Source organism: Agromyces sp. NSFZ (assembly GCF_056156205.1).
Genome location: NZ_CM149585.1, coordinates 2,527,583 through 2,546,204, shown reverse-complemented (window position 1 = coordinate 2,546,204; position 18,622 = coordinate 2,527,583). Strand labels below are relative to the sequence as shown.

At 71.3% G+C, this 18,622-nt stretch carries 22 protein-coding genes, 2 tRNA genes and 1 riboswitch; of the genes, 15 read left to right on the top strand and 9 right to left on the bottom strand.

Annotated features, from left to right (window positions below; translation table 11 throughout):
* Positions 1–7 precede the first annotated feature (7 nt).
* From gatC to ACVFI9_RS11930, 11 genes are all read left to right on the top strand, one after another.
* On the top strand, positions 8–307 hold the full coding sequence (gatC, locus tag ACVFI9_RS11980) for an Asp-tRNA(Asn)/Glu-tRNA(Gln) amidotransferase subunit GatC (RefSeq protein WP_474762448.1): 300 nt from the start codon (positions 8–10) through the stop codon (positions 305–307).
* Positions 304–1,839 carry an Asp-tRNA(Asn)/Glu-tRNA(Gln) amidotransferase subunit GatA gene (gatA, locus tag ACVFI9_RS11975; RefSeq protein ID WP_474762447.1) on the top strand — a complete coding sequence of 512 codons (1,536 nt, stop codon included), beginning with the start codon at positions 304–306 and terminating at the stop codon, positions 1,837–1,839. Before gatC ends, gatA begins: the two co-directional genes overlap by 4 nt.
* Complete coding sequence (gene gatB, locus ACVFI9_RS11970; RefSeq protein WP_474762446.1) at positions 1,839–3,368, top strand: Asp-tRNA(Asn)/Glu-tRNA(Gln) amidotransferase subunit GatB; 1,530 nt, start codon at positions 1,839–1,841, stop codon at positions 3,366–3,368. The genes gatA and gatB overlap by 1 nt, the downstream gene beginning before the upstream one ends.
* 77 nt (positions 3,369–3,445) lie before the next feature.
* Positions 3,446–4,081: a hypothetical protein gene (locus ACVFI9_RS11965; protein WP_474762445.1), complete on the top strand. Its 636-nt coding sequence runs from the start codon at positions 3,446–3,448 to the stop codon at positions 4,079–4,081.
* A 48-nt stretch (positions 4,082–4,129) separates the two neighbouring features.
* Positions 4,130–5,413, top strand: coding sequence for a DNA polymerase IV (locus ACVFI9_RS11960; RefSeq protein ID WP_474762444.1), 1,284 nt, complete (start codon positions 4,130–4,132; stop codon positions 5,411–5,413).
* A gap of 29 nt (positions 5,414–5,442) precedes the next feature.
* Complete coding sequence (locus ACVFI9_RS11955; RefSeq protein ID WP_474762443.1) at positions 5,443–5,775, top strand: hypothetical protein; 333 nt, start codon at positions 5,443–5,445, stop codon at positions 5,773–5,775.
* Positions 5,776–5,809: 34 nt separating this feature from the next.
* Positions 5,810–5,919, top strand: a riboswitch (TPP riboswitch).
* Between the two features lie 37 nt (positions 5,920–5,956).
* Entirely contained in the window at positions 5,957–6,583 is a 627-nt protein-coding gene (locus ACVFI9_RS11950; RefSeq protein WP_474762442.1) for an ECF transporter S component, read from the top strand.
* Positions 6,584–6,586: 3 nt separating this feature from the next.
* Positions 6,587–8,095 (top strand): ABC transporter ATP-binding protein, encoded by a 1,509-nt coding sequence (locus tag ACVFI9_RS11945; protein WP_474762441.1) that lies wholly within the window; start codon positions 6,587–6,589, stop codon positions 8,093–8,095.
* The gene (locus ACVFI9_RS11940; RefSeq protein WP_474762440.1) at positions 8,092–8,910 is read left to right on the top strand and encodes an energy-coupling factor transporter transmembrane component T family protein; all 819 of its coding nucleotides are present in this window, start codon (positions 8,092–8,094) and stop codon (positions 8,908–8,910) included. Before ACVFI9_RS11945 ends, ACVFI9_RS11940 begins: the two co-directional genes overlap by 4 nt.
* The gene (locus ACVFI9_RS11935) at positions 8,907–9,524 is read left to right on the top strand and encodes a nucleoside/nucleotide kinase family protein (protein WP_474762439.1); all 618 of its coding nucleotides are present in this window, start codon (positions 8,907–8,909) and stop codon (positions 9,522–9,524) included. The genes ACVFI9_RS11940 and ACVFI9_RS11935 overlap by 4 nt, the downstream gene beginning before the upstream one ends.
* Positions 9,521–9,781 (top strand): hypothetical protein, encoded by a 261-nt coding sequence (locus ACVFI9_RS11930; protein ID WP_474762438.1) that lies wholly within the window; start codon positions 9,521–9,523, stop codon positions 9,779–9,781. The genes ACVFI9_RS11935 and ACVFI9_RS11930 overlap by 4 nt, the downstream gene beginning before the upstream one ends.
* Before the next feature lie 77 nt (positions 9,782–9,858).
* On the opposite strand, the gene ACVFI9_RS11925 is transcribed toward ACVFI9_RS11930, so the two are convergent.
* The 6 genes from ACVFI9_RS11925 to ACVFI9_RS11900 all read right to left on the bottom strand — a co-directional run bounded on the left by ACVFI9_RS11925 (position 9,859) and on the right by ACVFI9_RS11900 (position 13,655).
* Positions 9,859–11,115 carry a serine hydrolase family protein gene (locus ACVFI9_RS11925; protein WP_474762437.1) on the bottom strand — a complete coding sequence of 419 codons (1,257 nt, stop codon included), beginning with the start codon at positions 11,113–11,115 and terminating at the stop codon, positions 9,859–9,861.
* Positions 11,116–11,139: 24 nt separating this feature from the next.
* Complete coding sequence (locus ACVFI9_RS11920; protein ID WP_474762436.1) at positions 11,140–11,487, bottom strand: metallopeptidase family protein; 348 nt, start codon at positions 11,485–11,487, stop codon at positions 11,140–11,142.
* Positions 11,488–11,519: 32 nt separating this feature from the next.
* Positions 11,520–11,595 (bottom strand) — tRNA-His (locus ACVFI9_RS11915).
* A 43-nt stretch (positions 11,596–11,638) separates the two neighbouring features.
* The gene (gene orn / locus ACVFI9_RS11910) at positions 11,639–12,259 is read right to left on the bottom strand and encodes an oligoribonuclease (protein WP_474762435.1); all 621 of its coding nucleotides are present in this window, start codon (positions 12,257–12,259) and stop codon (positions 11,639–11,641) included.
* Positions 12,260–12,312: 53 nt separating this feature from the next.
* Positions 12,313–12,388, bottom strand: a tRNA-Arg gene (locus ACVFI9_RS11905).
* Between the two features lie 49 nt (positions 12,389–12,437).
* A complete protein-coding gene (locus ACVFI9_RS11900; protein ID WP_474762434.1) occupies positions 12,438–13,655 on the bottom strand; it encodes a cation:proton antiporter in 1,218 nt (405 codons plus the stop codon).
* A gap of 127 nt (positions 13,656–13,782) precedes the next feature.
* On the opposite strand from ACVFI9_RS11900, the gene nadE reads away from it, so the two are divergent.
* Complete coding sequence (nadE, locus tag ACVFI9_RS11895; protein ID WP_474762433.1) at positions 13,783–14,604, top strand: ammonia-dependent NAD(+) synthetase; 822 nt, start codon at positions 13,783–13,785, stop codon at positions 14,602–14,604.
* Positions 14,605–14,664: 60 nt separating this feature from the next.
* Here the strand turns inward: nadE and ACVFI9_RS11890 are convergent, their stop codons facing one another.
* From ACVFI9_RS11890 to ACVFI9_RS11880, 3 genes are all read right to left on the bottom strand, one after another.
* On the bottom strand, positions 14,665–15,330 hold the full coding sequence (locus tag ACVFI9_RS11890) for a hypothetical protein (protein WP_474762432.1): 666 nt from the start codon (positions 15,328–15,330) through the stop codon (positions 14,665–14,667).
* Positions 15,331–15,403: 73 nt separating this feature from the next.
* Entirely contained in the window at positions 15,404–15,670 is a 267-nt protein-coding gene (locus ACVFI9_RS11885; RefSeq protein ID WP_474762431.1) for a hypothetical protein, read from the bottom strand.
* Positions 15,671–15,738: 68 nt separating this feature from the next.
* Positions 15,739–16,746 (bottom strand): aldo/keto reductase, encoded by a 1,008-nt coding sequence (locus ACVFI9_RS11880; RefSeq protein ID WP_474762430.1) that lies wholly within the window; start codon positions 16,744–16,746, stop codon positions 15,739–15,741.
* Positions 16,747–16,763: 17 nt separating this feature from the next.
* Here ACVFI9_RS11880 and msrA point away from each other — a divergent pair, with 17 nt between their 5' ends.
* The 3 genes from msrA to ACVFI9_RS11865 all read left to right on the top strand — a co-directional run bounded on the left by msrA (position 16,764) and on the right by ACVFI9_RS11865 (position 18,591).
* Positions 16,764–17,288 carry a peptide-methionine (S)-S-oxide reductase MsrA gene (msrA, locus tag ACVFI9_RS11875; RefSeq protein ID WP_474762429.1) on the top strand — a complete coding sequence of 175 codons (525 nt, stop codon included), beginning with the start codon at positions 16,764–16,766 and terminating at the stop codon, positions 17,286–17,288.
* A 182-nt stretch (positions 17,289–17,470) separates the two neighbouring features.
* Positions 17,471–18,007, top strand: a complete 537-nt coding sequence (ssb, locus tag ACVFI9_RS11870; RefSeq protein ID WP_474762428.1) for a single-stranded DNA-binding protein — start codon at positions 17,471–17,473, stop codon at positions 18,005–18,007.
* 83 nt (positions 18,008–18,090) lie between these two features.
* A complete protein-coding gene (locus ACVFI9_RS11865) occupies positions 18,091–18,591 on the top strand; it encodes a DUF6993 domain-containing protein (RefSeq protein ID WP_474762427.1) in 501 nt (166 codons plus the stop codon).
* Positions 18,592–18,622: the final 31 nt, after the last annotated feature.

Genomic DNA, 18,622 nt, shown 5'->3' with positions numbered 1-18,622 from the left:
GAGCAGCATGTCCGAAATCAATGCGGAGCAGGTCGCGCACCTCGCGAACCTCGCCCGCATCGCGCTCACCGAGGAAGAGATCGAGCACCTCACGACGGAGCTCGGCCAGATCATGCAGGCGGTCGAGAAGGTGAGCGAGGTGGCCACGCCCGACGTGCCGCCGACGAGCCACCCGATCCCGATGCAGAACGTCTTCCGCGACGACGTCGTCGGCGACATCCTCACCGTCGAGCAGGCCCTGTCGGGTGCGCCCGAATCCGATGGCTCGCGATTCGTCGTCTCGGCGATCCTGGGGGAGGAGCAGTGAGCGAGCACCTGATCCGGCTCACGGCCGCCGAACTCGGCGACCGCCTCGCCTCGGGCGACGTCTCGTCGGTGGAGGCCACCCGCGCGCACCTCGACCGCATCGCGGCCGTCGACGGCGCGGTGCACGCGTTCCTCCATGTCGACGGCGAGCGCGCGCTCGAGGCCGCCGCCGACGTCGATCGCCGCCGCGCGACCGGCGAGGCGCTCGGCCCGCTCGCGGGCGTGCCGATCGCGATCAAGGACGTGCTCGTGACCGAGGGCATGCCGTCCACGGCGGGGTCGCGCATTCTCGAGGGCTGGGTGCCTCCGTACGACGCGACGCCCGTGCGCAAGGTCCGCGAGGCGGGCATGATCGTGCTCGGCAAGACCAACATGGACGAGTTCGCTATGGGCTCGTCGACCGAGCACTCGGCCTACGGCCCCACCTACAACCCGTGGGACCTCGAGCGCATCCCCGGCGGCTCGGGCGGCGGCTCGGCCGCAGCGGTGGCGAGCTTCGAGGCGCCCGTCGCCCTCGGCAGCGACACGGGCGGCTCGATCCGCCAGCCCGCGCACGTCACGGGCACCGTCGGCGTGAAGCCCACCTACGGCGCGGTGAGCCGCTACGGCTCGATCGCGCTGGCCTCCTCGCTCGACCAGGTCGGGCCCGTCACCCGCACCGTGCTCGATGCGGCCCTCCTGCAGGACATCATCGCGGGCCACGACCCGCACGACTCGACGTCGATTCCCGAGGCGTGGCCGTCGATGGCCGACGCGGTACGGCGAGCGGATGTCGCGGGCCTGCGCATCGGGGTGGTCAAGCAGCTCGACTCCGACGGCTTCCAGGCGGGCGTGCGCTCGCGGTTCCACGAGGCGCTCGAGCTCCTCGAACGCAACGGAGCCGAGATCGTGGAGGTGAGTGCGCCGCACTTCGAGTACTCGATCGCCGCGTACTACCTCATCCTCCCCGCCGAGGCATCCTCGAACCTCGCGAAGTTCGACTCCGTGCGGTTCGGCCTGCGGGTCACGCCCGAGGGCGGCGGCACCGTGGAGCAGGTCATGGGCGCCACGCGCGAGGCCGGCTTCGGCCCCGAGGTGAAGCGTCGCATCATCCTCGGCACCTATGCGCTGTCGGCCGGATACTACGACGCGTACTACGGCAGCGCACAGAAGGTGCGCACGCTCGTACAGCGCGACTTCGACGCGGCGTTCGCGCAGGTCGACGTGCTCGCCACGCCGACCGCGCCGACCACCGCGTTCAAGCTCGGTGAGAAGCTCGACGATCCGCTCGCGATGTACCTCAACGACGTCGCCACCATCCCGGCGAACCTCGCGGGTGTGCCCGGCATCTCGGTGCCCGTCGGGCTCGCGCCCGAAGACGGCCTGCCCGTCGGCATCCAGTTCCTCGCGCCGGCTCGTGAGGACGCGCGCCTCTACAACGTGGGCGGCGCGCTCGAGCGGCTCCTCGTCGAGCAGTGGGGCGGCCCGCTCCTCGACCGGGCCCCCGATCTTTCGTCACATGAGATGGCCGCGGCCGAGGAGGGTGTCGTCTGATGGCGCGCGCAGAACTGATGGACTTCGACGAGGCGCTCGAGCTCTTCGAGCCGGTCATCGGCCTCGAGGTGCACGTCGAGCTGAACACCCGCACGAAGATGTTCTCGGCCGCCCCGAACCCGGCGAACTCGGAGTTCCACGGCGCGGAGCCGAACACGCTCGTCGCCCCCGTCGACCTCGGCCTGCCGGGTTCCCTCCCGGTGGTCAACGGCCAGGCCGTGCGCGACTCGATCTCGCTCGGGCTCGCGCTCGGCTGCAGCATCGCCGAGTCGTGCCGATTCGCCCGGAAGAACTACTTCTACCCCGACCTCGCCAAGAACTACCAGATCTCGCAGTACGACGAGCCGATCGCGTTCGAGGGCTCGGTCGAGGTCGAGCTCGAGAACGGCAGGGTCTTCCAGGTGCCGATCGAGCGCGCGCACATGGAGGAGGACGCCGGCAAGCTCACCCACGTGGGCGGTTCCACGGGCCGCATCCACGGCGCCGAGTACTCGCTCGTCGACTACAACCGTGCGGGCGTGCCGCTCGTCGAGATCGTCACCAAGCCGATCTTCGGCGGTGAGGCGGATGCTCCCGCGCTCGCGCGCGCCTACGTCTCGACCATCCGCGACATCGTGATCTCGCTCGGCATCTCCGAGGCGCGCATGGAGCGCGGAAACCTGCGCTGCGACGCGAACGTGTCGCTGCGCCGGCGGGGCGTCGAACCCCTCGGCACGCGCACCGAGACGAAGAATGTGAACTCGTTCCGGTCGATCGAACGGGCTGTGCGCTACGAGATCCAGCGACAGGCCGCCATCCTCGCGAAGGGCGGCACGATCACGCAGGAGACCCGACACTGGCACGAGGACACGGGGACCACGAGCCCGGGTCGCCCGAAGTCCGACGCCGACGACTACCGGTACTTCCCCGAGCCCGACCTGCTGCCCGTGGTGCCGTCGAAGGAGCTCGTCGACGAGCTGCGCGCAGCCCTGCCCGAGCCGCCGGCCGCGCGTCGACGTCGTTTGAAGGCCGAGTGGGGCTTCACCGACCTCGAGTTCCAACACGTCGTGAACGGCGGACTCCTCGTCGAGATCGCCGAAACGGTCGCGGCCGGCGCCGCGCCCGCCGCCGCTCACAAGTGGTGGACGGGCGAACTGACCCGACTCGCGAACGCCCGCAACACGGATGCCGCGTCGCTCGTGACACCCGCGGACGTCGCCGAGCTCGCCGCCCTCGTCGAGGCCGGAACGCTCACCGACCGCCTCGCCCGGCAGGTGCTCGAGGGCGTCGCCGATGGCGAGGGCTCTCCGCAGCAGGTCGTCGAGGCCCGGGGCCTCGCGGTCGTGTCCGACGACGGCGCCCTGATCGCCGCGATCGACCAGGCGCTCGCGTCGCAGCCCGACGTGCTCGCGAAGATCCGCGACGGCAAGGTGCAGGCGGCCGGCGCCGTGATCGGCTCGGTCATGAAGGCGATGCACGGCAAGGCGGATGCCGCGCGGGTACGCGAACTCGTACTCGAGCGCGCCGCGGGCGCCGACGCCGACGCATAGCAGCCCCGGGGCACTCACAGCCGGTTCAATGGCGGCGACCGTAGATTGGTCGTCCCTGAGCGATTGACGAGGACATCATGGGTTTCCTGGATCGACTGTTCGGTTCGTCCGATGAACGCAACGCGCCGCCGCCGCGGCAGGCGCCGCCGGCACGACAGCTGAGCGAAGACGGACTGGCCATCGAGCGGTACCGCTACCTCCTGCGCACCGCGCCGCCCGAGTCGATCGAGGCGGTGCACGCCGAGGCGTTCGCGAAGCTCACTCCGCAGCAGCGTGCCGAGGTGTTCCGCACGTTGGCCGAGCAGGCACCGGCGGGCGAGCGTCTCGTCTCCGACGACCCCGCCGCTCTGGCGCGCGCGGCGACGCGTGCGGAGATGCGTGCCCCCGGCACGATGGAGCGCGCCTTCTCGGGCGCGGGAGTCGGCGGGCGCGGCGGCATGGGCGGGCCCTCGATGGGGCAGATGATCGGCAGCTCGATGCTCGGCACGATCGCCGGTGTGGTCATCGGCTCCGCCATCGCGCAGGCGTTCCTTCCCGACCCGGCGGCGTTCGACGCGAGCGGCGAGACGGGCGACGCCGGTGCGGATGCCTCGGGGGCGGATGCCTCCGGAGACGGCGGCGGCGATTTCGGTGGCGGTGACTTCGGCGGCGGTGACTTCGGCGGCGGCGATTTCGGTGGCGGTGACTTCGGCGGCGGTGACTTCGGGTTCTGACCCCGCCCCGCGGCGGTCGATGACGGAGGCACGGGCTAGGGTCGCAGCATGAGCAAGCAGGACGGCTCGTCGCGCCAGGTCACGACGGGTCCGGTCGACGATTCTGCGACCCCCATCCTGCATGTCGACATGGACGCGTTCTTCGTGTCGGTCGAGTTGCTGCGCCGTCCCGATCTCCGGGGCAAGCCCGTGCTGGTCGGTGGCACCGCCGGACGCGGCGTCGTGGCGGCGGCGAGCTACGAGGCGCGCCGATTCGGCGTGAACTCGGCGATGCCGATGTCGATCGCGCTGCAGCGGTGCCCGAACGCCGTCGTGCTCCGTGGCGACTACGCGAGCTACGCCACGTACTCCAAGCGGGTCATGTCGATCTTCGGCGAGATCACGCCGCTCGTGGAGCCGCTGTCGATCGACGAGGCGTTCCTCGACGTGTCGGGCGCCCGGCGCCTGCATGGCAGCCCGGCCGAGATCGCCTCGACCATCCGCGAGCGCGTGCACACCGAGACGGGCCTGACCTGCTCCATCGGGGTCGCGGCCACGAAGTACGTCGCCAAGGTCGCGTCGAGTCGCGCCAAGCCCGACGGCATGCTCGTGGTCCCCGCGGTCGACACGGTCGCGTTCCTGCACCCGCTGCCCGTCTCGGCGTTGTGGGGCGTCGGCCGGGTCACTGAGGAATCGCTGCTGAGGCTCGGGCTCCGCACGGTCGGCGATGTCGCCGCGATGCCACCCGACGCCCTCGAGCGCGCCGTCGGCCCGGCGCTCGCAGCGCGCCTCGGTCGCCTCGCCAACGGCATCGACGCGCGTGACGTGCACACGACCCGCACCGAGAAGAGCATCGGCCACGAGAATACCTTCCAACACGACCTCACCGATCCCGACGAGATCCGACGTGAACTGCTGCGCCTCTCGAACAACGTGGCGGTGCGGCTGCGCAAGGCTGGGCTCCTCGGTCGCACGGTGACGCTGAAGCTCCGCTACGGCGACTTCCGCACCATCACGAGGTCGCGCACGCTCGCAGAGCCGACGGATGTCGCCCGCCGCATCTTCGACGAGGCATCCGACGCCCTCGCCGACCTCGTCGGCAACGGCGAGCGTGTGCGCCTCATCGGCGTGCGCGCCGAGCATCTCCGACCCACCGGGGGTGGAGCGCTGCTCTGGGATCCCGACGAGGAGTGGCGTGACGCCGAGCGCACGATCGACGCGGTCACCGCGAAGTTCGGCACGGGCGCCGTGCGTCCGGCCGCCCTCGTTCGTCCCGGTGGCGAGCGTCGCGGCGATCGACCGCGTCCTGGCGACGACGACGCCGAGGCCGCCGCCGCCGGGTGGGGGTGGTAGCTCGTCGCCTGGGCGGGTAGCGTGGCCGCATGGCTGAACTCGTGCTGGAACTCGCAGCGACCGTCGCCGGCGTCGGCGTGAAGACCTCGTACGGGGAGACGATCGACATCGACGGCACCAAGGTGGTGCCAGTGGCGCTCAGCTACTACGGCTTCGGCGCCGGCGGCGGCAAGGACGAGCAGGGCGACGAGGGCAGCGGCGGTGGCGGCGGCGGAGCATCGATTCCGCTCGGCGCATACATCGGCCGCGGCGGCGACGTGCGGTTCGAGCCGAACCTCATCGGACTGCTCCTCGTGGCCACCCCGCTCGTCTGGGTGACCGGCAAGGCACTGAAGGCGGTCATCCGCGCCTTGAAGCGCTGACGTCGTGAGGCGCCGCTCGCCGCGGCGTATACTCGGTGGCGAACACGGGAGTCCGGTGAGCCGGGCTGAGAGGAAGGTTCTCAACCTTCGACCGTCGAACCTGATCTGGGTCATGCCAGCGCAGGGAGGGCATCACATCTCAATCCCGTGCCTCTTTCCTCGAACAGAAAGGGCACGAACAGTGCACGCAACCGTCACCTCATCCGAATCCACCACGACGGCGCGCCGGTTCCGCTGGCGGGTGGTGGACATCGTCGTCGCGAGCGTCATCGGCGTCGCGACCGGCCTCGTCTTCCTCTTCTGGAACAACGTCGGCTACGCCTGGTTCTCCGCGGCCGATGCCGTGACACCCGGCCTCGGCGGCGTCGCCGTGGGCATCTGGCTCATCGGCGGCGTGCTCGGCGGGCTCATCATCCGCAAGCCGGGCGCCGCGCTCTACGTGGAGCTCCTCGCCGCCGTCGTGTCGGCACTCATCGGCAACCAGTGGGGCATCGAGACCGTGTACTCGGGAATCGCGCAGGGGCTCGGAGCCGAACTCGTCTTCGCCGCCTTCGCCTACCGGCGCTTCGGCCTGCTGCAGGCGATGCTCGCGGGCGCGGCCGCCGGCGTTGCGGCGTGGACCCTCGAACTCTTCCTCTCGGGCAACCTGCAGAAGTCCGCCGAGTTCCTGGGGCTCTACTTCGCCACCGTCGTGATCTCCGGCGCGATCCTCGCCGGTCTTCTCGGCTGGGTCGTGGTGCGTGCGCTGGCGGCGACCGGAGCCCTGCACCGCTTCGCCGCCGGGCGGAGCGTGACCGAGCGGGTCTGATCCATGTCCGAATCGGTGGTGGCCGGCCGTCCCGTGCGCGTCGAGGCTCGCGCATGGGGGTGGCGACACGCCGGCCGGCTCCGGTGGGCGCTCGACGGCATCGATCTCGTCATCGGGCGAGGGGAGCGGGTGCTGCTGCTCGGCCCGTCGGGCTCGGGCAAGTCGACGCTGCTGCATGCGCTCGCCGGCGTCCAGGGCGACGACGATGAAGGTGAGCAGCGGGGGCAGCTCCTCCTCGACGGGGAGCGAGCCGGCGCCGCGCGCGGACGAGCCGGCCTCGTGCTCCAGGATCCCGACTCGCAGGTGATCCTCGCCCGGGTGGGCGACGATGTCGCGTTCGGGTGCGAGAACCTCGGCGTGCCGCGCGACGAGACCTGGCGACGGGTGGGCGAGGCGCTCGACGCCGTCGGCCTCGACCTGCCGCTCGCGCACCCCACGTCGACGCTCTCGGGAGGGCAGAAGCAGCGTCTCTCGCTCGCGGGGGCGCTCGCGATGCGTCCGGGGCTCCTGCTCCTCGACGAGCCCACGGCCAACCTCGATCCTGTCGGCGTCGCCGAGGTGCGCGATGCGGTGGCGCGCGTGCTCGATCGCACCGGGGCCACGTTCGTCGTCGTCGAACATCGCGTCGACGTCTGGGTCGACCTGGTCGACCGGGTGGTGGTGCTCGGCGGCGACGGTCGGCTCCTTGCCGACGGGTCGCCCGAGGAGGTGCTCGAGCAGCAGCGGGACACCCTGCTCGCCGCCGGCGTGTGGGTGCCGGGGGTGCCGATCCCGGTGCCGACCGTGGACGAGCGAGGCGCCACGCCCACCGAGCCGATCCTCGCCGGCGAGCGCCTCGCCATCGGGCGCCGTCGCGATGCGGTCGTGCGCTCGGGCATCGAGGTCGCGCTCCCCGAAGCGCGTTCCACGGTGCTCGTCGGTCCGAACGGCGCCGGGAAGTCGACCCTGGCGCTCACCCTCGGCGGGCTCCTGTCGCCCCTCGCCGGCCGGGTCGTGGCATCCGAATCGCTGGCCTCGGGCCTCGGCGCCGACCCGGTCCGCTGGCGGTCGCGGGATCTGCTCACTCGCATCGGCACGGTCTTCCAGGAGCCCGAGCACCAGTTCGTCGCCGCCACGGTGCGGGGCGAGGTCGCGGTGGCGCCGCGCGCGCTCGGCCTCCCCGCCGCGGAGGTCACGACCCGTACCGACGAGGTGCTCGCCCGGCTCCGCCTCGACCGGCTCGCCGGCGCCAACCCGTTCACCCTTTCGGGCGGCGAGCAGCGCCGGCTGTCGGTCGCCGCGGTGCTGGTCGCGCGTCCGCGCGTCGTGATCCTCGACGAACCCACCTTCGGGCAGGACCGCGTGACGTGGATCGAGCTCGTGCAGCTGCTCCGCGACCTCGTCGACGACGGGGTGACGCTGCTCTCGGTCACCCACGACGCCGCGTTCCAGGACGTGCTCGGCGACCATCGGCTCGAGCTCGCGGCATCCGTCGACGCCGCTGCGGTGCCCAGCACGGGAGGCCGGGCATGAGCGCGCATCTCATCACCGCGGATGCCGGCATCGCGGCGCACACTCCCGCCGTGCCGCGATTGCGGTTCGTCGACCGCACCAATCCCGTCACGCGGCTCGCAGCCGTGATGGTGCTCACCACCCCGCTCCTGCTCACCGTCGACTGGCTGAGCGCCTCAGTCGCGCTCGGAATCCAACTCGGGCTCTTCGCCCTGGCGGGCGTGACGCCGCGGCTCCTCGTCGCACGCACCTGGCCGATCCTCGTCGCCGCGCCGATCGCGGGCCTCAGCATGCTCCTCTACGGTCGCCCCGAGGGCACCGAGTACTGGAGCTTCTGGCTCGCCCGCATCACCGACGGCTCGATCGAACTCGCGATCGCGGTCACGGTGCGGGTCCTGGCGATCGGACTCCCGGCCGCGCTGCTGTTCCTCCGCGTCGACCCGACCGATCTGGCCGATGGGCTCGCCCAGATCGCCCGGCTACCGGCGCGATTCGTGCTCGGCGCGCTGGCGGCGACGCGGCTCGTTGGCCTCTTCGTCGAGGATTGGCGGGCCATGGGCCTGTCGCGACGGGCGCGCGGCATCGGCGACCACGGCACGCTCCGACGCGTGGCCACCATGGCGTTCGCGCTCCTCGTGCTCGCGATCCGGCGCGGCAGCAAGCTCGCCACGGCAATGGAGGCGCGCGGGTTCGGCTCTGAGACGCCGCGCACGTGGGCTCGACTGTCGCGGGTGGGGCCGGTCGACGCCGTGCTCCTGGTGATCGCGGCTGCGATCGCCGGCGCCGCGATCGCGGTCGCGGTCTTGGCAGGCACGTTCCACCCGGTGTGGGCGTGACGGCCGACGCGCCCGAGCGCCACCTCGCCATCACGGCAGCGACGGTGCGCGGGACGGCACCGGCGCTGCATGCCGTGTCCGATGCGGCCAGAGGCATCCGTCGCCCGCTCGTGCTCATCGACGGGCCGAGCGGCGCGGGCAAGAGCGTCTTGGCCGACGCCCTCCGCGCGGCGTGGCCGGGCACGCCGCCGGCCCTCGTGCGGCTCGACGACGCGTATCCCGGATGGACGGGGCTCGAGCGAGCGGGCGACGTGCTCGCGCGCTCCCTCGTGCCGCCCCTGCGCCGGGGGGCGGTCGGCAGCTGGCGCCGGTGGGACTGGGCCACGTCCACGCCCGGGGTCCTCGAGCACCTGCGACCGGGCGGCGCGCTCATGGTCGAGGGCTGCGGCGCCTTCATGGTCGGCGAAGGCACGCCGGGAGTCGTCCGCGTCTGGGTCGACGCACCCGACGAGCTCCGCAAGCGCCGGGCGCTCGACCGCGACCGGGGCGCCTACGATCCCTTCTGGGGACTCTGGGAGCGTCAGTGGCGCCGATACGTGCATCGCACGTCGCCCGAGCGTCGCGCCGACGTGCGCGTGCGCGCCCGCGACGCTCGGACTACCGTAGAGGCATGAGCGCAGACACGCCCCGAGCCGACTACATCGCCGAGTTCATCGACGGACCCCTCGAAGGCGACTTCGAGCATCGGGCCCTCGTCGGCGGCAAGCCCGAGTCGCGCGTCGGCATGCTGGCGGCCGTCGACGGGTTGGAATCCCTGTTCTGGTACGACGCCGTCGAACAGCGCGAGGTCAACGGGCAGGTGCGGGTGCGCTTTCGCTTCGATGCCGACGACTCCGACCCGGTGGAGTTCGACCAGGACGACAACGACTGACGAACCGTCGCCGGCGTCGCCCGCGCAACCGCGAGGGAAGGCGGTTCAGCCGTCCTGGGGATCAGCCCTACTGGGGGTCAGCCGTGCTGGCCGGCGAGGAACGCACTGATGACGGGTGCGGGGTGGGTGAGGCGCCAGAACGGCCCGGGGTCGCGGATGTCTCCCGACAGCACCAGCGGTGAGGCGAGCTCCCCCGTCGAGGTCGGCACTGTGATGCGGCCGACCTCCCTGCCGTCGAGCGCGGTCGAGAATTCGTCCACGGTGACGGATGCCTCGCCGAACGCGTTGCCCCACGCGGCATCCGTTCGGCTCACCGAGGCGACGACCTCGGCGCGATCGCCCCACGGCGCCGTCGCTGTCGCGTAGCGCGCTCCCGCCTCGATCAGGGTGACCGGCGCGGATGCCGCCACCGCCGACTCGATCGCCGCCGTGACGGCGGGGTCGAGCGTCTCGTAGTCGGGCATGAGCAGCATCGCGCCCGTCAGGCGCGTCGCCCCGCCCTCGGCGCCCTGGGCTGCCGGAAGCTCAGTGGTGAACACGTAGCTGAGCGCCGCCTGGTCGGTGAAGCTGCGGGTGATGGCTCGGACGCCGTTCTGCTCCGACCGGTCGACGACGTCGGGGACGCGCCGCGCTGCGGGCTCCGCCCGGTCGGGGTCGTCGAGCATCGCCGCGAGTTCGGGCTCAGCGAGGACGAGCCCGGCGAGGCGAGCGAGTTCATCGGCGGTGCCGACGTTGTCGCCCGACAGTCCGGTCGCGTCGTCGACCCGGGTGGCGGTGAAGCCCTGCTCGGCGAGCCACGCGTTGGCCTCGTCGACGTACGGTTCGACACCGCCGAACGCCCAGCGTACGAGCGTGTCGGCGTGGTTGTTGCTCGACGCGAGGAGCACCGCGCGCACGACGTCGCGTTGGGACCAGGTCTCGCCGGGGGAGACCTGCAGCGCGCGCGAGCCCTCGCCCGAGTAGCGCAGGTAGTCGCTGTAGTCTGCCGGTCCGATGGGGATGCCGGGACCGGCGCCCTCGGCGGGGAGCGGAAGCGACTCGAGGGTGACCAGCAGGGTCACGAGCTTCGCGGCGCCCCCGATCGGCACCGGCCCGGTGTCGCCGCCGGTCGCGACGGTCTCGCTCGTGCCGTCGTCGGCGAGCACCGCCAGCGCGCTCGCACCGGTCTCGGGCATCACCAGGCTGGGAACCTCCGCCGTGGAGGTCGCTGCGGGCTCGACGCGGACGTCGACCGGGGGCAGGGGACCGAGGAGCATCGCCGGCCCGTACACGCCGATGCCGAGAATCGCCAGGGCGCCGACGACGATGCCGACGATGCGGCCGGGGGAGGTCATGGCATCAGCGTAACGGGGCGGCGCTCACGCCCAGCCCAGCTCGTGCAGCCGGTCGTCGTCGATGCCGTAGAAGTGGGCGATCTCGTGCACGAGGGTGACGTGGATCTCGTCGCGCAGCTCGGCCTCGTCGGCTGCGATCGCGAGCAGCGGTTCACGGTAGAGGATGATGCGATCGGGCATCTCGCCGAAGCCGTAGCGGTCGCGTTCGGTGAGCGCGAACCCGTCGTAGAGCCCGAGCAGGTCGAGGGAGCCGTCTTCGGGCCGGTCCTCGACGACGAACACGACGTTCTCGAGCCCATCGACCATGTCATCGGGCAGTCGATCGAGCTCGTCGACCACGAGGGCCTCGAACGCTTCGGCATCGAGGTGCACGCGCGGCTCCGATCGGTGGCGGAGTGAGGAATTGGGGTGAGTAACGGGGCTTGAACCCGCGACCTCCTGGACCACAACCAGGCGCTCTACCAACTGAGCTATACCCACCATGTGTCGACCGCCGGAGCGATCTGGCAACTCAAAGAGATTACTACACCTTTGCCTCGAACTCGTCCACGATGGAGGCCGCGAGCGTCTGCAGCTCCTGGCTCGAGGGGCCAGGCTCCGCGACGAAGACCGCACGGCGGTAGTACTGGAGCTCGCGGATCGACTCGAGGATGTCGGCGAGGGCCCGGTGGCCGCCGTTCTTGGCGGGTGAGTTGAAGTAGGCGCGCGGGAACCAGCGCTTCGCGAGCTCCTTGATGGAGGACACATCGACGTTGCGGTAGTGGAGGTGCCCGTCGAGTCGCGGCATGTACTTCGCGAGGAAGGCGCGGTCGGTGCCGATCGAGTTGCCCGCGAGGGGGGCCCGCTGCTCGTCGGGGACGTGCTTCAGCACGTACTCGAGCACCTCGTACTCCGCCTCGGCGACGCTGACGCCGTTCGGGATCTCCTCGATGAGGCCCGACTCGGTGTGCATGGCGCGGACGAACTCGCCCATCGACTCGAGGGCGCTCGCATCGGGCTTGATCACGATGCTGAGACCCGGGTCGACCGGGTTGAGGTCGTAGTCCGTGATGACGACCGCGATCTCGACGAGCTCATCGACCTCGAGGTCGAGCCCGGTCATCTCGCAGTCGATCCAGACCAGTCGGTCGCTCGAGGTTGCCATGCGGCGAGTCTACCGGGGTGGTCGGACACGCTCGCCGCGGCCGATGCACGGAATGGTCCCCCCGGAGAGATTCGAACTCCCGACCAAGTGGGTAGAAACCACCTGCTCTGTCCACTGAGCTACGGGGGGTGGTGGAGCGACGCACTGACAGCATATCGGGGGCGCCTGCGGGTCGTCGTCAGCCCCGTACGGGCGCAGACCGGTCGTCGGCTCGTCGACGCGCGACATCCGCCGATCGCCGATGCAGGGCGAGCCCGATGAGCGGGAACAGGAGCACCGAAAGCATGCCCGCCCCGACGAGCGCGGCCGCGGTGCCGCTCGAGAGCTCGCCGCGCTCGACCCCGATCGCGGTGACCGCCACGATGATGGGCAGGCCGGTCGCACCGAAGAGCGCCGTCGCCGCGAGGTCGCTCGGGCTCGACCCGCGCGGCGCGGCGAGCATCGACGGCAGCCCCCGCACGACGAGCAGCAGCACGAGGAAGATCGGCAGCAGGACGAGCGTGCGGATGTCGCCGACGAGCGCCCCGAGGTCGAAGGTGACCCCCGTGGCGATGAAGAAGATCGGCACGAGGAACCCGAAACCCAGGGCCTCCACCTTGCCTTCGATGACCTCGACGTCATGTTCCGGCGCGCCCGAGAGGATGAGGCGGTAGAGTACGCCGGCCGTGAATGCGCCGAGCAGCATGTCGAGGTCCAGTTGCACACTGAGCGCGACGAGCGCCACGAGTACGAGGACGACCAGGCGCACCCCGAATTGGCCGCTCGTGTGCAGCGTGAGGTTGATGATCCGATGCAGGCGGCGCCCGGCGCCACGGGCGGCGAGCCAGATGGCGCCTCCGGCGATCACGGCGAACGCGACGAGCACGAGCGCGGAGGTGAGCGGCGATCGACCACCGAGGAAGAGCGAGATCGCCAGCAGCGGCCCGAACTCGCCGATGGCACCGAGCGCGATCACCGCGATGCCGAACGGGGTTCGCAGTTCCCCGGAATCTCGCAACACGGGCATGATGGTGCCGAGCGCGGTCGACGTGAGCGCAATGCCGATGAAGGCGGCCGCAGTGAAGCTCTGCGTGAGGAGGACGGCGATGCCGATGCCTGCCCCGAGCGAGAGGAGCCACCCGATCGCGGCCCTCTCGAGCGGTCGGCCGCGGATGGCGCGGAAGTCGATCTCGTTGCCGGCGAGGAAGAACAGCATGGCCAGGCCGAAGTCGGAGAAGAACGCCATGAGATCGTCGGGCACGATCCACCCGAGCCCCGATGGTCCGAGGACGAGTCCGAGCAGGATCTCGAACACCACGAGCGGAATCACGACCCACCGGGAGAGTGCGCGGACCAGCAGGGGAGCCGCCACTGCGACCGCTGGGAACAGCACGAGGGTCCCGATCGAATAGTCCACAGCGCCCTCCGGGGTCCGTCTCGCACCACGTGCGCTGGCCCCGATGCTATCGGAGCGCCGAGTCCGCGGCCCGGGCCTTCGCGCGGCGCGTTTCGTGCGCGAAACATGGCGGCGGTATCGTCGTGGGATGCGCGACCTGCAGGCGAGAATCATCGACGAACTCCATGTCCGCCCGGCCATCGACCCTGCCGAGCAGGTGCGTGCGCGGATCGACTTCCTGAAGACCTACCTGCGCACCACGGGCGCGGCCGGCTTCGTGCTCGGCATCAGCGGCGGGCAGGACTCCTCGCTCGCAGGCCGGCTGTGCCAGCTCGCGGTCGAGGAGCTCATCGCCGAAGGCGATCCGGCGCGGTTCGTCGCCGTGCGGCTGCCGTACGGGGTCCAGCACGACGAGGTCGATGCGCAGTCGGCGCTCGACTTCATCCAGCCGGCGGAGACCATGGTCTTCAACATCGCCGAGCCGGTCGACGAGCTCGCCGAGGAGGTCGAAGAGGCGACGGGCATCGCGCTCACCGACTTCGGCAAGGGCAACGTGAAGGCGCGCATGCGCATGATCGCGCAGTACGCGATCGCCGGCGAGGGTCGGCTGCTCGTGATCGGCACCGACCACGCCGCCGAGGCGGTCACGGGGTTCTTCACGAAGTACGGCGACGGGGGCGCCGACATCCTGCCGCTCACGGGACTCACGAAGCGCCAGGGCCGCGCACTGCTGCAGCACCTCGGCGCGCCCGAGCGCATCTACACGAAGGTGCCGACCGCCGACCTGCTCGACCACGACCCCGGCCAGTCCGACGAGGCGAACCTCGGCCTCAAGTACCACGACATCGACGCGTTCCTCGAGGGCGAGCAGATCGACCCCGAGATCGCCGAACGCATCGAAACCCGGTTCCTGCAGACCCGGCACAAGCGGGCCGTGCCTGTGTCGATGTTCGACGACTGGTGGATCTGAACCGCTGAGGCGGCAGGGCGGCGGCCCGGCGCGCTGGTGCTCGGCTCTCGCTCGGCTCGGCTACGCCCGCGCGTCGTCCAGCGTCGGCGTCGGCGCGGTGTCGACCGGGCGCTCCACCGGTGCGGCCGGGCGCGCGGGCGCGTCGATGGTCGCGGTGCTCCGGTAGCGCTCGTGGTGCTGCTCGGCCACCCAGGCGTCCTGCGCCTCGATGGCGGCCTGCTCGGGCTCCTGCCGCTGGGCGCGCCAGCGCAGCAGGTCGTTCTGGAACTGCTTGCGCGTGCGCCCCGGGCGGCGCGCCCAGTCGAGCAGGCGGTCACGGAACTCGACCACGGCCGGGTCGAGCTGGTACCCGAACGTCGCCGACGCCCGCTTGAGCTCGTGCAGTTGGTGGGCCGCCCAGTTGGCCGCGACATCCGAGCCGTGGATGGGAAGCATCCGGACCTGGATGTCGGCCTGTCCGACGAGCCGGTCGGCGAGCACCTGCTCCTGGGGAGTCAGCGAGTTCCAGACCGAAGCCTCGGTCGCGGCATCCACGAGCGCCGCGATCGCGGCGGCGCGAGCTTCACGGTCGCGCTGCGCGACGAGCCGGCGGATGGCCGCTCCAGCGATCCACGCCGCGAGCAGGCCCGAGGCGAGCATGGCGACGAAGAGCACGACGGTCGCCAGCACGGTCGGCCGCGCCGCGTTCGAGGTGAGCCATGAGATCAGGTCGTTCCACCACTCCATGGCTGCAGGCTAGCGCCGCGGATGCCCCGTGCCGCCGATGCCGCGCCGTGCACGCTCGGCTCGCGTCGTGGGATCAGCGGAAGCACTCCGCCGCATCGCCCGGCGACCAGAACTCGCCGAGGGGCATGGAGCGGATGCCGCTGCCCACCACCCGACGCGCGGCCCACCGTTCGAGACCGCCGACCTCCCGGCGCTCGATATGCCCGAGCACGGCGCCACCCGGGCGCGACACCCGCCAGAGCGACGGTGCCGCGGGCGCGATGGTGAGCCCGGCGACCGGGACGGGGAAGCTCTCACGGGGCCGTGCGAGCATCGCGGTTGCGAGCATCGTGGTGGACATCGTCGCTCCTCTCCTCGTGCAGCCGGCCCTGCGTCTGCCTCGAAGCTACGTCGAGCCACCGACATCCGTCAGGCCAGGACGGTGCCGTCCGAGGCGTAGGGATCGATGCGGGAGATCTCGTCGTCGGTCAGCGCCGGCGCGTCGAGTGCCGCCACGTTCTGTTCGAGCTGCGCGACGCTCGAGGCGCCGATCAGCGCGCTCACGACGAGCGGCTCGCGCAGCACCCACGACAGTGCGAGCTGCGCGATGGTCTGCCCGCGCTCCCGTGCGACGGCCTCGAGTCCGCGCATCCGCTCGAGGTACTCGCGGCTGATGCGATGGGGCGAGAGGAACCGGCTCGTCGCGGCCCGGGAATCGGCCGGCACGTCGCCCGAGAGGTACCGATCGGTGAGCAGTCCCTGCGCGAGCGGCGAGAAGACGATGCTCGCGGCTCCGACCTCCTCGAGCACGGGGAACAGTCCGTCCTCGATGCGGCGATCGAACATCGAGTAGCGCGGCTGGTGGATCGTGAGCGGTACGCCCTCGGCGCCCAGCACTGCGGCGGCGGCACGGGTCTGCTCGGGGTCGTAGCTGGAGATCCCCACGTACAGCGCCTTGCCCTGGCGCACCGCGTGTGCGAGGGCGCCCATGGTCTCCTCGATGGGCGTCTCGGGGTCGGGGCGGTGGGAGTAGAAGACGTCGACGTAGTCGAGTCCCATGCGGCGAAGGCTCTGGTCGAGCGACGACAGCACGTGCTTGCGCGACCCGAAGTCGCCGTAGGGGCCGGGCCACATCTCGTAGCCGGCCTTCGACGAGATGATGAGCTCGTCTCGGTACGGGGCGAGGTCGCTCGCGAGCATCCGGCCGAAGTTCTCCTCGGCGCTGCCGGGCGGCGGGCCGTAGTTGTTCGCCAGGTCGAAGTGCGTGACCCCGAGGTCGAATGCCCGGCGGACGATGGCGCGCTGGGTCTCGAACGCACGATCGTGGCCGAAGTTGTGCCACAACCCGAGGGAGAGGGCGGGGAGCCTGAGGCCGCTTCGCCCGACTCGGTTGTAGCGCATGCGGTCGTAGCGGTCGGGGGCGGCGACGAAGGTCATGCCGATACTCTAGGTCGATGGAAAGCTACGTTCTCGCGGGCGGCTGCTTCTGGTGCCTCGACGCCGTGTACCGCACCCTTCGGGGCGTCGACGCCGTCGTCTCGGGCTACACCGGCGGGTCGGTGCAGAACCCGAGCTACGAGGCCGTCTGCACGGGCCTCACGGGGCACGCGGAGGCGGTTCGGGTGGACTTCGACCCCGACGTGATCCCGCGCGAGGTCGTCCTCGACGTGTTCTTCACGCTGCACGACCCGACGCAGCTGAATCGTCAGGGAGCGGATGTCGGCACGCAGTACCGCTCGGCGATGTTCTACGCCGATGAGACGCAGCGCGAGGCGTTCGAGGCCGCCCGCGCCCGCGCCGCCGACTGGTGGCCCGACCAGATCGTGACCGCGATCGACCCGCTCGGCGACTTCTACCGGGCGGAGGAGTATCACCAGGACTTCTTCGCGAAGAACCCGGGCCAGGGGTACTGCCTCGCGGTCGCGCTGCCGAAGGTGAACAAGATCCGCCGGTCGTACGCCGACTACGTGCTCGCCTGACGACTCGTCCTCGCCAGCCGCCCCGGAATGGCGATCGTCCACGGGTCGCGGCCTCGTTCCGCCGGGCTTCCGCGTGCCGTCGATGCTGGTGCGACGCGGCATCCGGGGCCTGGTCCGGCACGAGCAGCTCCGGATGCCGCGAGCCGCCGATCCGCGGCGGCGTACGAGCCGAGGAGCACAGCATGACCGACAGCATCACCGTCACGGGCGTCGTGGGCACCGACCCGAACCTGCACGTGACGACGCAGGGACTCGCGATCACGTCGTTCCGTCTCGCGTCCACGCGGCGGTACTTCGATCGCGCCAAGGGCAGCTGGGAGGACGGCGAGACGAACTGGTACACGATCTCGACGTTCCGCCAGCTGGCGCAGAACACCGTCGTCTCCATCCGCAAGGGGGAGCGGATCGTCGTGCACGGCCGCCTGCGGCTGCGTGCGTGGGAGAACGGCGAGAAATCCGGAACGGCCGTCGAGATCGAGGCCGACGCGGTCGGTCACGACCTCACGTGGGGCACGACGGAGCTCACGAAGGTGCGGTTGGCACGGGAGTCGTCCGAGGGCGACCGACCGGTCGAGGAGTCGTCAACCGCATGGCCGGGCACCGAGGCGGCGCCGGCGGGTGACGCGTCGCTCGACGCCGCCTCCGAACCGGGCGACGAGGGCGACGGGGGCCTCTTCGTCGGCGAGCAGGAGGAGTCGCCGCTCGGGGCCGCGGTCTGAGCGCAGCGCGGGCCGACCGGTCGGGCGCGTGTCGCAGCATAGACTCGCCACGGGCGGTCGGCACCCGCCGGAACAGGGGAGTGATGTCGCGCCGTCTCGGCACCACCACGGTCCTGGCGTTCGCCGGGGCCGCGATCATGATCGCCGCGACCGGATGCACCGCCACGACTCCGGGCCCGACGTCCACGTCGGCTCCCACGGCGTCGGCGCCGGCGGGCACCGGCGAACCCTCGTCGTCGCCGAGTGCGTCGCCGACGCTGCGACCGACGCTCTCGGCCGCGGAGAACCGCGCGTATTTCGATGCCGTGAGCCAAGCGGTGATCGCGGCGAACCCGGCTGCCGGAGGGCGCGACTTCATCGACGCGCTCGTGGCCGCCGGGTTCGACAAGGCGCAGATGGAGGTCACCGCCGACCGCACCACGGTCGACCTGCAGGCCGACTCGGTGCAGTTCGCCGTGCTGTTCCAGGGCGAGTGCCTCATCGGCCAGTACGGGTCGGGCGCGGGCGGCTACCAGAGCGCGGTGCAGCCGCCCCTCGGCACCGGCGGATGCCTCGTCGGTGACACGCGGCCCATCGACTGGTAGCCGTGGCCGGCGCCGTGAGAGGGGCGCTCGG

Bases quoted from the DNA above. Each gene is read 5' to 3' on its own strand.
- gatC (WP_474762448.1), top strand. From the start codon at position 8: ATGTCCGAAATCAATGCGGAGCAGGTCGCGCACCTCGCGAACCTCGCC.
- gatB (WP_474762446.1), top strand. From the start codon at position 1,839: ATGGCGCGCGCAGAACTGATGGACTTCGACGAGGCGCTCGAGCTCTTC.
- ACVFI9_RS11965 (WP_474762445.1), top strand. From the start codon at position 3,446: ATGGGTTTCCTGGATCGACTGTTCGGTTCGTCCGATGAACGCAACGCG.
- ACVFI9_RS11960 (WP_474762444.1), top strand. From the start codon at position 4,130: ATGAGCAAGCAGGACGGCTCGTCGCGCCAGGTCACGACGGGTCCGGTC.
- ACVFI9_RS11955 (WP_474762443.1), top strand. From the start codon at position 5,443: ATGGCTGAACTCGTGCTGGAACTCGCAGCGACCGTCGCCGGCGTCGGC.
- ACVFI9_RS11945 (WP_474762441.1), top strand. From the start codon at position 6,587: ATGTCCGAATCGGTGGTGGCCGGCCGTCCCGTGCGCGTCGAGGCTCGC.
- ACVFI9_RS11940 (WP_474762440.1), top strand. From the start codon at position 8,092: ATGAGCGCGCATCTCATCACCGCGGATGCCGGCATCGCGGCGCACACT.
- ACVFI9_RS11930 (WP_474762438.1), top strand. From the start codon at position 9,521: ATGAGCGCAGACACGCCCCGAGCCGACTACATCGCCGAGTTCATCGAC.
- ACVFI9_RS11925 (WP_474762437.1), bottom strand. From the start codon at position 11,115: ATGACCTCCCCCGGCCGCATCGTCGGCATCGTCGTCGGCGCCCTGGCG.
- orn (WP_474762435.1), bottom strand. From the start codon at position 12,259: ATGGCAACCTCGAGCGACCGACTGGTCTGGATCGACTGCGAGATGACC.
- nadE (WP_474762433.1), top strand. From the start codon at position 13,783: ATGCGCGACCTGCAGGCGAGAATCATCGACGAACTCCATGTCCGCCCG.
- ACVFI9_RS11890 (WP_474762432.1), bottom strand. From the start codon at position 15,330: ATGGAGTGGTGGAACGACCTGATCTCATGGCTCACCTCGAACGCGGCG.
- ACVFI9_RS11885 (WP_474762431.1), bottom strand. From the start codon at position 15,670: ATGTCCACCACGATGCTCGCAACCGCGATGCTCGCACGGCCCCGTGAG.
- ACVFI9_RS11880 (WP_474762430.1), bottom strand. From the start codon at position 16,746: ATGACCTTCGTCGCCGCCCCCGACCGCTACGACCGCATGCGCTACAAC.
- msrA (WP_474762429.1), top strand. From the start codon at position 16,764: ATGGAAAGCTACGTTCTCGCGGGCGGCTGCTTCTGGTGCCTCGACGCC.
- ssb (WP_474762428.1), top strand. From the start codon at position 17,471: ATGACCGACAGCATCACCGTCACGGGCGTCGTGGGCACCGACCCGAAC.
- ACVFI9_RS11865 (WP_474762427.1), top strand. From the start codon at position 18,091: ATGTCGCGCCGTCTCGGCACCACCACGGTCCTGGCGTTCGCCGGGGCC.